Source organism: Tenacibaculum ovolyticum DSM 18103, from assembly GCF_000430545.1.
GTDB classification, from domain to species: domain Bacteria; phylum Bacteroidota; class Bacteroidia; order Flavobacteriales; family Flavobacteriaceae; genus Polaribacter; species Polaribacter ovolyticus.
In genome coordinates this window covers 190,270-204,650 of the sequence record NZ_AUMF01000008.1, presented here as the reverse complement: position 1 = coordinate 204,650, position 14,381 = coordinate 190,270, and the positions used below count along the sequence as shown (strand labels likewise).

Here is a 14,381-nt window from a genome sequence, read left to right as displayed (position 1 = left end):
TTTATTTAACTATTGGTTTGCTTTTATATCTGTTATGTAGTTCCTTAATATTTCTATTCGGAAACTACGAATTGGTTTTTATTAAAGATCCATATATCGATATTTGGATATTTAATACCTTGTTTTATATTATTTATCAAGTATTGATATTTATAGAGTGGAGTTATATAAGTAAGCACGGAGTGAGTGATGAATAATAAAGGTGATTTATTACTGGTTGTTACAACTTCAATAATTTTTTTATTTATTTTTCTAATTGCAATTATCATTTTTATAGTGAAGTCTAGAAAAGATAGAATTAGTATAGAGGAGCAAAAAAAGGAAATAGAAGTAATAGCAAAGCAAAAAACTATTTTACTTAAAGAAATACATCATCGAGTAAAAAATAATTTGCAATTAATCTCAGGTCTTTTGTATTTACAATCTGTAAAGCACAAAAATGAAGAGATAACGGCAATGATAAATGAATCACAGAAACACATTAATTCTATTGCTTTGGTACATGAGATGTTATATAAAGATGATACTTTGTCTTTGGTATCAATGGAAAAGTATTTAAAAGAGTTAGGCTTTAGATTACTTCAAGTTTCAAGTATTGAAGCAATTGAATTTAAATTGAATGTAAATAATGTTTCATTACCAGTTGATTATGCTACAACTTTAGGACTTATAGTAAATGAATTGGTTACAAACTCTTTAAAATATGCGTTTAAAGCTAAAGAAGGTACTATTACTTTATCTTTATATGAAATAAGTAAAAATGAATTCCTTTTTACCTATGCAGATAACGGAAAAGGGTATGAAGTTGACGACGAAAAAACAGGAAATAAAACTTTAGGTAGAAGGTTGATAAAAATGCTAGCTGAAGAAATTGAAGCCGATTTAACAATTAAAAATAAAAACGGCTTAGCTTATAACTTTAATTTTAAAACAAGGATATAATAAGTGATAGCGTCAAAAAATATTTATATAGTAGAAGATATAGCAATTTCGAGAATGTCACTTGAAACAATGTTGTTAGAAAATAAATACGAAATAGCAGGGTCAGCAGCATCTTCAGAAACTGCGTGGAAAGAGATTCAGAATTTACCTGTTGATTTAATTTTACTAGATATTAATTTGGCTGGAGAAAAAAACGGTGTTTGGTTAGCGCAACAAGTTCGAAAGTATTTAAACATACCTATTATATATTTAACAGCATTTGGCGATCAACAAACACTTAAAGAAGTATTAGAAACGAAACCAAATGGTTATTTAATGAAGCCATACCAAGAACCTACATTATTAACAACTATCGATATCGCATTACATAATTTTTCTGAAAATAAAAACTCAAAAAGCATTTCAAATATTGAAACGGAGCATACTATTTTTATAAAAGATAGAAACAAGAAAGTTAGGGTAAATGTTAATGACATTTGTTATATAAAATCAGAGGGTAACTATATAGAAATAACGTTAAGAGAAAAAAAACATGTTGTAAGAAATAAGCTTACAGTATTTAAAAATGTAATACCAAAATCTTTATTTTTTCAATGCCATCAACGCTATATTATAAATATAACTAAAGTAACAGTTTTAAGAAAAGATTCTGTTATTATAAACCTTGTAGATATTCCAATTTCATTAAAATATAAAAAGGAAATGGAGGAGTTATTCCCTGCGTTATAGTTTGGTTTTGGTAATAAAAGATTCTAATTTAAATTTATAGAACCCCATAATATTATAACTCTTTAATTTAATGGTTTTACTCTGTGTTATGTTTGTAACAGTCATTTATAGAGCAATAATTGAGGCTAAATGAGTAATAATAGCTGTTCTGTAAATATCATAAATTGAGAATATTAAAAAAGTAATGAAGTAAATTAAAAATAGAGTATCAGCATATAATATGCTAAAAGTATTAAAAATAAAAGCATTTTAAAAAAATGAACTTTGTCAAAAGAATATACTTGTGGTATTTGAGTATAGAAACCGTACCTTTGCGGCAAATTACTGTAAATGATTACTTTTCAAGATTTAGATTTATCAAATCCATTACAAAACTCAATAGAAGAATTAGGTTTTGTAAACCCAACACCAATTCAAGAAAAAGCTTTTCCTATTGTTAGATCTGGTAGTGATGTGGTTGGAATTGCTCAGACAGGTACAGGTAAAACCTTTGCCTATATGTTACCAATACTTCGCGATTTGAAATTTTCAAAACAACAGCATCCTAGAATACTTGTTGTAGTACCAACACGTGAATTAGTAGTGCAAGTTGTTAATGAAATAGAAAAGCTATCACAGTTTATGACTTTGCGTACTATAGGAGTATTTGGAGGAATTCCTTTAAATAGACACAAACAAGCTGTTGCACTAGGCGCAGATGTTATTGTAGCTACTCCAGGACGTTTATATGATTTAGCATTGAGTAACACGTTAAAGTTGAAATCAATTCAAAAGTTGGTGATTGATGAAGTAGATGTAATGTTAGACCTAGGTTTTAGATTTCAATTATTAAATATTTTTGATCTATTACCTGTACGTCGTCAAAATATTATGTTTTCTGCTACTATGACGCAAGATGTAGAAGCATTAATTGATGATTTTTTTACAGCGCCAAAAAAGATTTTTATAGCAGTAAGTGGTACACCGTTAGATAATATTAACCAAATTAGTTATGATGTACCTAACTTTTATACTAAAGTAAATTTATTACATGAATTGCTTTATAATAAAAGTGAATATAGTAAAGTGTTAATCTTTACACCAAATAAGAGGAATGCTGATAGATTATTTGAATGCGTAAAAGAAGAATTTCCATCGCAATCATGTGTAATTCATTCGAATAAGACACAGAATTACCGTTTACGTTCTATTGAACAATTTAATAAAGGAGAAAAACGAATTCTAATAGCAACAGATGTTATTGCCCGTGGACTAGATTTAGCAGAAGTTACTCATGTAATTAATTTTAATACTCCTTACTACCCTGAGAACTATATGCACAGGATTGGACGTACAGGTCGTGCTGAGCATGAAGGTACTTCAATTCTTTTTTCAACAGTAAAAGAACAAGAAGCAAAGCTTAGAATTGAAGAATTAATGAACTATGAAGTTCCTAAGTTAGAAATTCCTGAGCATGTTGAAATTTCTAAGCAGTTAACAGAAGAAGAGCGACCGAAAGAAGAGGCGGAAAAAAATAAAAATAGAACTTCATTAGAGTACGTTCCTGGTCCTGCTTTTCATGAAAAAAGTGAAAAAAATAGTAAAACTAATCAAGGAGGATCTTATCGTAGAGAAATTGCGAAAAAATATAAAAAACCAAAAACTCGAGGAGATAAGAATTATAACATGCGTAACAAGAAAAAATAATGAAAGCACTTACCAGACAAGAACTTCATAATTTAGGGATGAATATTGTGGGTAAAAAATTGCAGAAGATGGGGTATGAGTTTGTTGCAATAAACAGCGAACTTAAAAAACATCCGCAGTTTGTTTTATTTAAAAAAGGCGAACCTACTATTTTTGTTTTAGTAAAAACAACAAACAATATTCAAACACCAGAAGAATACGATGTGCTATGGATGGAAACATTTAAAGAGCATGCAAAAAAACAGAATGCAAAAATTTGGTTTGCAGGGATCGGTATTGCAAATTCAGAAAGTATAGAATTACCTGTTTTTAAGGATCAGCCATATTATGTTGCCTTTGAGGATTTTATAAAAATTTAATTTTTTTTGTGCAACTTAAATATAAGTAAAGAAGACTTAGGGTCTTTGACTGTTTAATAACCATATATTTTTATAGAAAACACTCGTTTTAAAAAAATGAGTGTTTTTTTATGTTATAATCTTAACTTTATGAAATGAAAGATCTGTTATTAAGAATACAGCAATGTAGAATTTGTGAAGATTTTATAGAGCCAAGACCAGTTGTATTTAGCCAAAAAAAATCAAAAATTATAATTATAGGGCAGGCCCCAGGGCTTAAAGTTCATAAATCAGGTATTCCTTGGGATGATGCAAGTGGAAAGCAATTAAGATCTTGGTTAGGTGTGACTGACGAACAATTTTATAATACTAAAAATTTTGGAATTATACCTATGGGGTTTTGCTATCCAGGAAAGGGAAAATCCGGAGATTTAGCACCGAGAAAAGAATGTGCTCCCCAATGGCATCATTTATTGCTAGAAAAAATGTTAAATGTAGAGTTGGTTATTTTAATAGGAATGTATGCTCAAAAATATTATTTAAAAAAGACTGCAAAAAGAACTCTAACTGATGCGGTAAGCTCTTTTGAAGAATATTTACCTAAATACATGGTTTTGCCACATCCATCACCAAGAAATCGTTTTTGGTTAACTAAAAATCCTTGGTTCTCACAAAGTGTATTACCAATACTTAAAGATAAAGTGGCTGAAATAGTAGAGTAATTTACAATGTAAAGAACAAATTAAAAAAGATTGGTTCAATTGATAAATTTGTACTTTTGCACACTATGATAGAAACACGTGAACCAGTATCAGAAAAAGCAGTTTTAATTGGTATTATAACTCAACATCAAAATGAAAAGCAATCTAAGGAGTATCTAGATGAGTTAGAGTTTTTAACTTTAACTGCTGGAGGTGTTGCTGTAAAACGCTTTGTGCAAAAGATGGAAAGGCCAAATCCTAAAACTTTTTTAGGAACAGGTAAATTAGAGGATGTCAGAATGTATATTGAGTCGCACAATATAGGTACTGCAATTTTCGACGATGAACTGTCACCTGCGCAATTAAGAAATATTGAAAATGTTTTAGATTGTAAAGTGCTAGATAGAACGAATTTAATTCTTGATATTTTTGCAGGTAGAGCCCAAACAAGCTCAGCTAAAGCGCAAGTAGAGTTAGCCCAATGTCAATATTTACTACCTAGGTTAACAAGATTATGGACTCACCTTGATAAGCAAAAGGGAGGTATCGGTATGCGTGGACCTGGTGAAACAGAAATAGAAACTGACCGTCGTATTATTCGAGAAAAAATTACTTTGTTAAAGAAAAAACTTACCACTATAGATAAGCAAATGGCGGTACAAAGAAAAAACAGAGGCAAAATGGTTCGTGTAGCATTAGTAGGGTATACTAATGTTGGTAAATCAACTCTAATGAATTTAATAAGTAAAAGTGATGTATTTGCTGAAAACAAATTGTTTGCAACGCTTGATACAACGGTAAGAAAGGTTGTTATAAAGAATCTTCCGTTTTTAATGACAGATACTGTTGGTTTTATTAGAAAGTTACCAACGCAATTAGTAGAATCATTTAAATCTACTTTAGATGAAGTTCGTGAAGCTGACCTATTATTGCATATCGTAGACATTTGTCATCCAAATTTTGAAGACCATATTGAATCTGTAAATAAAATTTTGGATGAAATTGGCAGCGCAAATAAACCAACAGTAATGGTATTTAATAAAATTGACGCATATACGCATGAAACAATTGAGGATGATGATTTAGTAACAGAAAAAACAAAAGCTCATTATACTTTAGATGACTGGAAAAAAACATGGATGAATGATTTAGAAAAAGAAAGTCTATTTATTTCTGCGTTGAATAAAGATAATTTAGAAAGCTTTAAAGAAAAAGTATATGAATTGGTTAGGGAAATACATATTCAACGTTTTCCTTATAATAATTTTTTATACCAAGAATACGAGTAAATAAGTATAAAAGTGAATTTTTAAAAGTGAAAATATGTAGAAATATTTTTTACTTTTGTGTTTTTTTATTATATTTAGACTCATTTTATAAAAATAGTTAATAAGTTTATTTTAAATATATTATCCCCCCAAAGCCCCCTCGAAAATGAAAAACTACAATCCCCTACGTTCGAAATTAGTAACACTTTTTGCTGCTGAAATTTCGCAAAGAAAAAAAGTAACGACATATACATCATTTTTATTAAATAACCTTTTGTAAATAATATTTAACGGACTTTGGCAATTTGTTAAAGCAAGTTATTTGTTTACTTAAAATTAAATAAAGATGAAAAATATAACGATAATATTGTTGATGTGTTTTTCTGTATTTCAAATTTTTTCACAAAAGGTTTGTTTGTTGGAAGACAAAGCGCTAATTGATGTGAATACACTTAATAAGTGTGCTGTAGAGAAAAAACAAAAAAAACAAAAGATTGACGACGTAATTGTATCTAGTAAAAGGTATTTTAAAAAGAGAGTTTATCTAGAAGAAGCTGCTGAATTAGCAAGTAGTCTAAAAGAAAAAACTATTTCTGATACTAAGGTTGTTAATGATTTTAAAATAGATTTAGTGTTAGATGCACTAGAATCAAAAGAAAAAGAAGTTTCTTTTGATTTGGTAGAAGAAATACCCTTATTTGCTTCTTGTGCTGATAGTTCTATGGATAAATTAAAATGTTTTAATGCTGAAATTCAGAAACATATAAATTCTACGTTCGAGTATCCTGAGAAGGCAATTGAACAAGGAATTGAAGGAGATATAACAGTAAGTTTTATTATTGATAAAAAAGGTGAAATTAAAAATATAAAAGCATCAGGAGATAAATATCAGAAAATTTTAAATGCTGAAGCAAAAAGAATAGTTTCTTTATTGCCTGTATTCAAACCAGGTAAACAAGATGGTAAGGAGTTAAATGTTTTTTATAGTTTTTCAATGAGTTTTAGTTTAGATGAAAACTAAAAGTGTGTTATGTTAAGCTATAATAGTATTTATCTGTTTTAGCTGTATTAATATTTTTTATGCATGTGTATTGATTTCACTATCTTTGCAAGCTATATTAAATATTTGATTCAAAAATATAATACCCCCAGTAGTATGAGAAAAAAAATAACATTAATGTTCGTTTTTTTTATTTCAGTTAACATGATGTCACAAGAGGTTTGTGAATCTCCAGATGAAAGCGAATTAGATTTAAATAGTATAACTAAATGTTCTATTAAAGAATCTAAAAATAAGAGAGATAAAAAAACGAGGCAAATATCTGTTAAAGTATCTGCTAGTAGAAGATATCTTAAAAAAAGAGAGGCTCTTAAAAAACAAAGTGTCTCAGGAGCAACAGGAGTTGGTCTTGCTAGTGTGAAAAGTACTACCGGAAAGGCTGAGATAACCAAAACTTTGTCTTTAAAAGACAATATTGAAAACCTTAAAGAAAAACTATCTGCAGAAGAAATTAAAAAAGCTTCACGATTTACTACTGTAGATAAACTACCAATGTTTAAGGGATGTAAGAAAGTGAAAAAATCTGAAAGTATGGATTGTTTCAATGAAGAGATGATCAATCATATATCAAAACACTTTAGATACCCAAGTAAAGCGGTAAAAGAATCTATTCAAGGAGAGGTTTGGGTTCGTTTTATTATCGATAAAAATGGTGATATTCGAAATATAAAAACATTAGGTCCTAAGAATGCTAGTATACTTAATAAAGAGGCTGTTAGAGTTGTTTTAAAATTACCAAAATTTATTCCAGCGAAAAAAGATGGAGGAAGAATTGCTGTCAAATACGGCTTTCCCATAGTTTTTGCCTTAGAAGAATAATTTATTATTAAATCCACACTCAATTATTATTAATTAAATCCTATTATATATGTTTAAAAAATTACTTACAGTTTTTTTGATTATATGCGGTGCGTCAATATCAGCACAGGTATCTATGTCAGGGAAAATTTATGATGAGTACCTAGAGCCTTTTCCAAGTGCTCTAATTGCTTTTGGAAATCAAACGGTTAGTTCTGAGTTTGATGGTAGTTTTACGTTAAAAGGAGTTGCTAAATTTCCTTTTAAAATTAAAGTCACAGCTTTAGGTTATCAATCAGAAGAGATAGATGTTCTTAATGAAGATCAAGAGCTAAATATTATTCTTAAAGAAAATACAACCTTAGATGAAGTTGTAATATCTGCATCAAGATCTCCAGAGCGTATAATTGAATCGCCTGTAACCATTGAAAGAATAGGTGTTTCTGATATAAGAAAAAACACTTCAGTGTCTTTTTATGATGGATTAACGAATTTAAAAGGAATTGAATCTAGAGAAGCTAGTTATGGTTATAAATCTATAAATTCACGTGGTTTTTCTACTTTTGATAACACAAGGTTTGTTCAATTAGTTGACGGAGTTGAAACTTCAATACCAGCATTAAATTTTTCTGCGGGTAATCTTTTAGGTCTATCGGACTTAGATGTTAAAAATGTTGAGATATTACCTGGTGCCTCTTCAGCCTTGTATGGTGCAAATGCATTTAACGGTATTTTATTAATGACGAGTAAAAATCCTTTTGATTATGATGGAATAAGTGCTTATTTTAAAACAGGTGTAACATCGCAAAAGGAAGCTGGGAACAACCAATTTTATGATGGAGGAATAAGAATGGCTTACAGATTTAGTGATTATTTTGCTGCAAAAGTTAACATGGTTGCTTATAAAGCGGAAGAATGGCATGCTAATGATGATCGTAATACATCAGGTGTAGGTGGAGTTATTAAAGAAGGAAATAGAAACGATACTTCAGATTATGATGGTGTTAATTTTTATGGTGATGAATTTGTTATAACAATACCAGGAATAGGTAGAGTTAGTAGAACAGGTTATTCTGAAAAAGAATTGTATGAGTATGATGGACATAGTGTTAAATTTGATGGTTCATTACATTATAGACCTATGGGTAATGATAAACTAGAAATAGTTTTTAACTCTCGTTTTTCAACTGGTAATAATTTATACCAAGGTACGAATAGGTTTTCTCAAGAGGGGTATTATTTAGAACAACATAAATTAGAGGTTCTAGGAGATAATTTCTTTTTGAGAGGGTATTATACAGGTAACGAATCTGGTAGGGCGCATGATTTGCGATTTGCTGGAGCTGCTTTAAATGAAACATATAATCCGTCTAGAACATGGTTTACTGAATATGCTACTGCGTATTCAGGATTTGTACCTGGAGTTACGGGGGGAAGTGATTCTCAAGCAAGAACTTTCGCTGATAGAAATAGGTTGAAACCTGGTACTTCTCAGTTTAAGAATGCTTTGGAAGGTATTAAAGATATACCTATAAATCAAGGAGGAGCTGGTGTCGCTGATCAAACTGGTTATTATCATGTTGATGGTAATTATAATTTCAAAAATTTAATTAGTTGGGCTGAAATTCAAGTAGGGGCTTCTTACCGTGAATTTAACATTAACTCTCAAGGGACTTTGTTTACAGATAAAGACGGTCCTATTAAGTCTGACTTGTTTGGTTTATATGCGCAAGTTCAAAAAGAATTATTAGACGAACGTTTAAAGTTTACAGGATCATTGCGTTATGATGAAGCTAAGAATTTCAAAGGAAATTATTCGCCAAGAATTGCTTTAACCTATGATGTAGGTGGAAGTAAAAATAAGATAATAAGAGTTTCATATCAAACTGGTTTTAGGAATCCGAGTACAACTGAACAGTATTTTGGATTACAATCGGGCCCTAATAGATTTATATTAGGAACATCTCTTGATAATTTAGACCGATTTTCTGGTTTAGTTAATAATAATGATGGGAGTACAAATATATTAACAGGACAAGATGCTTTTAAAAAAGCATTTATTTTAGAAAATGGTAGTTTAGTTAAATCTAATGTTGATCCAATAAAACCAGAAAGAGTAACTTCTTACGAGTTAGGGTATAGAAGTATCGTTAATATTGGTGCTACTAGTATTGTTGAATTAGATGTTAACGGTTATTACAATCAATATAAAGATTTTGTTGCGTTTAAGAATGTTTTAGTACCTAACTATGATGGTTTAGCGCCTAATGGTAATAGTGCTTTTGATAATGAAGATTTAACGCAGTTTACTTTAAATACAAATACTAAAGCTAATGTTGATTCTTATGGTGTTGGTGTTGGAATAACAACAAAAGTATTTAAAAATTTTAATTTTGGAGCGAACTATACTTTAAGTAGAATGATTTTTGATCAAGTCTCAGATCCAAATTTCCAACCAGGTTATAATACTCCAGAACATCAAGTTAAATTCATGTTGGGTAATGCTAATTTGTTTAAGAATTTTGGTTTTAATGTTAATGTTAGATGGCAAAATGAGTTTTTATGGCAATCTAGTTTTTTAAGTGGTGCTGTTGAAGATAGAACTATACTAGACGCACAGCTTAATTATAGAATACCTTCAATTAAATCTAGGTTTAAAATCGGAGGAACAAACTTAACAGGTAAAGAGTATACTGTTGCACCAGGTTCAGGACTAATAGGATCTTTATACTATTTCTCTTGGGTGATAAATGATTAAAAATAAGTTTTTTACAAAAAAAAGAGGAATGAATTTAATTCATTCCTCTTTTTTTTGTAACTTATGTTTTTTGTAAGTACCTTTGCACCCCCCTAAGAAAGTATTTGTTAAATAAATTTATTTAAATGAAACCCTTAGTTATGAGAAGTTTATTGTTTTTTGTGTTGTTTGTTTTTAGTATATGTACTGTTTCTTCGCAAGAAGTTTGTGAATCGCCAGATGAAAGTTCTGAAGTTGATTTAAACAGTATTACAAAATGTGCAATTACCCCATTAAAAAATTCGAAAGACAAAAAGTCACGTCAAATTAGAGTTAGAGTATCTGCTAGAAGAAGAGTGTTGAAAAGAAAAGCAACAGCTTCAGCAAATAGCTTAAGTGCTTCAAGCGTAGATAAATCATCTATAAAAACCGCAACAGCTCCAGTTGATGGTCTAAGTACATCACAAATAGGTTCTTCATCTGTAAAAGAAGATACACCTGATTTAAAACCTGTAATTGCTTTAAAGGAAACTAAAGCAAAAAGTAGTATTGAAAGATTAAAAGAGAAGCTTTCAAAAGAAGAGGTTAGTAAAGCTTTAAGGTTTACATTCGTAGATAGAATACCTACTTTTAAAGGGTGTGAAAGAGTAAAGAAAAATGAAAGGTCAGATTGTTTTAATAACGAAATGATAAATCATATATCTAAACACTTTAATTATCCATCAGAGGCTGTAAGATCTCATTTAGAAGGTGAGGTTTGGGTACGTTTTATTATAGACAAAGATGGATATGTTAAAAACATTAAAACATTAGGCCCAGATGATGCAGAAATATTAAATGAGGAAGCGGTACGTGTAGTATCAAAGTTACCAAGATTTAAGCCTGCCAAAATTAATGGAAAGCCTACATCTACAAAATATGGTTTTCCAATAAATTTCTCTTTAGAAGAATAATTTCATAATTATATAATAGTAAAATTTTTTAAAATGTTCAAGAAACAATTATTAATGATTGTCTTTACATTATGTGCATTAATGTCTTATGCACAAGTAGAGATAAAGGGATTAGTGTATGATGAGTACCTAGAGCCTTTTTATAATGCTAAAGTTACCTTAAATGGTAAAGAAACAACCTCTAACCAAGATGGTGAGTTTGTATTAGTATTAAAAAAAGAATTACCAGCTGTTCTAAAAGTTACTGCCTTTGGTTATCAAGATGAAGAAGTACTTATTACAAATTTAGAAAAATCTGTAAAAGTAATTTTAAAAGAAAGTTTTTTATTAGATCAAATAGTAATCTCTGCATCTAGGGTTCCTGAAAGAATTATTGAATCTCCAGTAACAATTGAGAGATTTGGAGCAGCTGATATAAGAAAAACAGCATCTAGTTCATTCTATGATGGATTAACGAATCTGAAAGGTGTTGACTCGAGAGAGGTTAGTTATGGTTTTAAATCTATAAATTCTAGAGGTTTTTCAGATTTTACGAATACTAGATTTGTACAAATGATTGATGGTATGGATACTGCTGCTCAAGCATTGAGTTATAGTACTGGTAATTTTTCTGGTGTTTCTGAATTAGATATTAAAAGTGTTGAGATACTACCAGGAGCTGCCTCTGCATTATATGGAGCTAATGCATACAATGGTTTAATGTTGATGAATACTAAGAACCCATTTGATTACACAGGAATTAGTACAATGTTTAAAACAGGGTATACAAGTCAAGATGTGGCAGGTAATTCACCTTTTTATGATGTAGCTATAAGAATGGCATATAAATTTAGTGATAAATTCGCAGCTAAAGTTAATATGTCGTACTATGAAGTTAAAGAATGGTCGGCTAATGATACTAGAAATAAACAAGTTGATTCAAATAATTTAATTGAGGGTAACTTGAATAGCACTTCTGAATATGATGGTGTTAATACTTATGGTGATGAAGGATTTAATAGTTTGTCTTTTGTAGATTATTTGAACTTAGGTTTACCAGGGGATTTACTTTCAAGAAGACAAGGTTATTCAGAAAGAGAACTGCTTAGAGAGGATTTTACTTCTAAGAATGTCCGATTTTCAGGAGGTCTGTATTATCGCCCATTTGGTGATGAATCATTAGAAATTCAATTGTCATCAAGGTTATCATTAAGAGATAATTTATTTCAAGGAAATGATACAAGGTTGGCACAGCAAGGTTATTTTACAGGCCAACATAAATTAGAATTAAAAGGTGATAATTTTTATATAAGAGGTTATTATACTTCTAATGATTCAGGTAAAAGTTATGATTTAACTAAAACAGGTAATTTTATATTAGATCAAGCAGGGGTTTTTAATAGTGGATATGCATCAGATTTTTATTTGAAGCATTACGATGAAAAAACATCTATACAGGAAGCAAGACTATATGCTGCTAGGAATATACCAAAAGCAGGATCGAATGGATTTAATGAATCTTTAAATGAAGCTAAAAACACGCTAACAACTGAAGGTGGGGCTCTTATTTATGAAAGAAGTAATTATTCTCATTTAGATGGTAATTATAACTTTAAATCGTTGTTAAATGAGTGGGCTGATATTCAGGTAGGTGCTTCTTATAGAGATTTTAATCCAAATTCGAAAGGGACTCTTTTTAATGATAAGGATGAGAAAATAAATTTATATGAGTATGGTTTTTATACTCAATTTCAGAAAAAAATATTTGATGATAGGTTAAAATTTACTGGATCTATTCGTTATGATAAATCTAAAAATTTTAAAGCAAATTACTCACCTAGAATTGCAATAAATTATTCTTTAGGAGAAGAAAGAAAACACGTAGTAAGAGCCTCATATCAAACAGGTTTTCGTAACCCAACTTTACAAGAACAATATTTATTTTCTCAATCAGGTATAAAAACAAATGTGGGAACTGTAGGTGATAATTTAAAGAATATAAACTATGAAAATAGCCCTTATTCTGTTTTTAATTATACAACAGGACAATTCGAGAATTTCACTAGAACTGTTACAGGAGACGATATAATTAATAACTCATTATTAACAAAAGCTTTTTACGCAGAAGGTAAAGGGATTAAATCAGAATACAAAGAAGTTGTTCCGGAAGTTGTTAAGACTTTAGAGTTAGGGTATAGAAGTATTTTGCGTTTAAATAATAAAAATAATTTAGATATAGACTTTAATGCTTTTTATAGCCAACATAATGATTTTATTTTTACACAAGATGTCATTACACCCAATGCAGGTAAATTATTTCCTTATGGGAATAGAAAATTAACAGCAGCAGAACAATTAGAGCCAGAACACCTTTATGAAATTATTATAGATGATGTGGCTATTGCTGATGAAGTTGCTAGTGATGCCATCAATGGTACTAATGGTACTACAAATTTACGTGAATTTAATATTGTAACAAATGCTAAATCACAAGTTGATTCTTACGGTTTTGGTTTAGGTTTACATACTAAAATGTTTAGAGATTTTGATATAGGTTTAAATTATAATTTTATTGATTTTGAATTTGAAGATAAAGATTTCGGTTATTTTGAACCAAACTTTAATTCACCTAAGCATACTGTAAAGTTTCAGTTTGGGAACGAAAAACTTTTCAAGAATTTTGGATTTAACATTGATGCTAGATGGCAAGATAAATATAGATGGATATCTACTTTCGTTAAAGGAGATGTAGATGCGAGAACAGTTGTAGATGCGCAGTTAAATTACACAATTCCATCAATGAAATCTAGAATTAAAATTGGAGGAACAAATTTATTTGGAAAAGATTATTATGTAGCGCCAGGATCTGGTCAAATAGGACAGTTATATTACATATCTTGGGTTATTAATAACTAAGATTATAATAAATAAATAGTATTACTTTAAAAAATAAAATCTCGAGCATTGCTCGAGATTTTATTTTTATAATAGAATTAGATAACCTTACTTAAGGTAATTGAAAACCGCAGTTTAAGAACGTAAAGAAAGCTTGTTAAGGAGGGTTTAAATAGTTTGTGTGGGAAATATCTACTTAGTACTATTTAACTTAAAAACAACAACAATAAAAGCTAGTTAAGAATAGTGATATTTAATTGAGTTCAAAAAAACAATACAATTTATTTGAGGCTTA

11 protein-coding genes are annotated in these 14,381 nt (G+C 29.6%); all 11 read left to right on the top strand.

What is annotated here, in order from left to right; all coding sequences use genetic code 11:
* Positions 1 to 189 precede the first annotated feature (189 nt).
* The 11 genes from H518_RS0100825 to H518_RS0100775 all read left to right on the top strand — a co-directional run bounded on the left by H518_RS0100825 (position 190) and on the right by H518_RS0100775 (position 14,107).
* Positions 190 to 942: a sensor histidine kinase gene (locus H518_RS0100825; RefSeq protein WP_028887311.1), complete on the top strand. Its 753-nt coding sequence runs from the start codon at positions 190 to 192 to the stop codon at positions 940 to 942.
* Between the two features lie 3 nt (positions 943 to 945).
* On the top strand, positions 946 to 1,671 hold the full coding sequence (locus H518_RS20305) for a LytR/AlgR family response regulator transcription factor (protein ID WP_155995096.1): 726 nt from the start codon (positions 946 to 948) through the stop codon (positions 1,669 to 1,671).
* Between the two features lie 333 nt (positions 1,672 to 2,004).
* Positions 2,005 to 3,357, top strand: a complete 1,353-nt coding sequence (locus tag H518_RS0100815) for a DEAD/DEAH box helicase (protein WP_028887309.1) — start codon at positions 2,005 to 2,007, stop codon at positions 3,355 to 3,357.
* Positions 3,357 to 3,716: a hypothetical protein gene (locus H518_RS0100810; protein ID WP_028887308.1), complete on the top strand. Its 360-nt coding sequence runs from the start codon at positions 3,357 to 3,359 to the stop codon at positions 3,714 to 3,716. Before H518_RS0100815 ends, H518_RS0100810 begins: the two co-directional genes overlap by 1 nt.
* A gap of 134 nt (positions 3,717 to 3,850) precedes the next feature.
* A complete protein-coding gene (locus H518_RS0100805) occupies positions 3,851 to 4,417 on the top strand; it encodes a uracil-DNA glycosylase family protein (RefSeq protein ID WP_028887307.1) in 567 nt (188 codons plus the stop codon).
* A gap of 65 nt (positions 4,418 to 4,482) precedes the next feature.
* Complete coding sequence (hflX, locus tag H518_RS0100800) at positions 4,483 to 5,685, top strand: GTPase HflX (RefSeq protein WP_028887306.1); 1,203 nt, start codon at positions 4,483 to 4,485, stop codon at positions 5,683 to 5,685.
* A 325-nt stretch (positions 5,686 to 6,010) separates the two neighbouring features.
* On the top strand, positions 6,011 to 6,685 hold the full coding sequence (locus tag H518_RS20300) for an energy transducer TonB (RefSeq protein ID WP_081411131.1): 675 nt from the start codon (positions 6,011 to 6,013) through the stop codon (positions 6,683 to 6,685).
* Between the two features lie 135 nt (positions 6,686 to 6,820).
* Complete coding sequence (locus H518_RS20295) at positions 6,821 to 7,543, top strand: energy transducer TonB (protein WP_051263612.1); 723 nt, start codon at positions 6,821 to 6,823, stop codon at positions 7,541 to 7,543.
* A gap of 115 nt (positions 7,544 to 7,658) precedes the next feature.
* A complete protein-coding gene (locus tag H518_RS0100785) occupies positions 7,659 to 10,280 on the top strand; it encodes a TonB-dependent receptor (protein WP_051263611.1) in 2,622 nt (873 codons plus the stop codon).
* 125 nt (positions 10,281 to 10,405) lie between these two features.
* Positions 10,406 to 11,212, top strand: coding sequence for an energy transducer TonB (locus H518_RS20290; protein WP_081411129.1), 807 nt, complete (start codon positions 10,406 to 10,408; stop codon positions 11,210 to 11,212).
* Between the two features lie 33 nt (positions 11,213 to 11,245).
* Positions 11,246 to 14,107: a TonB-dependent receptor gene (locus H518_RS0100775; RefSeq protein ID WP_081411128.1), complete on the top strand. Its 2,862-nt coding sequence runs from the start codon at positions 11,246 to 11,248 to the stop codon at positions 14,105 to 14,107.
* Positions 14,108 to 14,381: the final 274 nt, after the last annotated feature.

Excerpts from the sequence above, each read along its gene's own strand:
- H518_RS0100825 (WP_028887311.1), top strand. The coding sequence starts at position 190 with ATGAATAATAAAGGTGATTTATTACTGGTTGTTACAACTTCAATAATT.
- H518_RS0100805 (WP_028887307.1), top strand. The coding sequence starts at position 3,851 with ATGAAAGATCTGTTATTAAGAATACAGCAATGTAGAATTTGTGAAGAT.
- H518_RS20290 (WP_081411129.1), top strand. The coding sequence starts at position 10,406 with ATGAAACCCTTAGTTATGAGAAGTTTATTGTTTTTTGTGTTGTTTGTT.
- H518_RS20300 (WP_081411131.1), top strand. The coding sequence starts at position 6,011 with ATGAAAAATATAACGATAATATTGTTGATGTGTTTTTCTGTATTTCAA.
- H518_RS0100810 (WP_028887308.1), top strand. The coding sequence starts at position 3,357 with ATGAAAGCACTTACCAGACAAGAACTTCATAATTTAGGGATGAATATT.
- H518_RS20295 (WP_051263612.1), top strand. The coding sequence starts at position 6,821 with ATGAGAAAAAAAATAACATTAATGTTCGTTTTTTTTATTTCAGTTAAC.
- H518_RS0100775 (WP_081411128.1), top strand. The coding sequence starts at position 11,246 with ATGTTCAAGAAACAATTATTAATGATTGTCTTTACATTATGTGCATTA.
- H518_RS0100785 (WP_051263611.1), top strand. The coding sequence starts at position 7,659 with ATGTCAGGGAAAATTTATGATGAGTACCTAGAGCCTTTTCCAAGTGCT.
- hflX (WP_028887306.1), top strand. The coding sequence starts at position 4,483 with ATGATAGAAACACGTGAACCAGTATCAGAAAAAGCAGTTTTAATTGGT.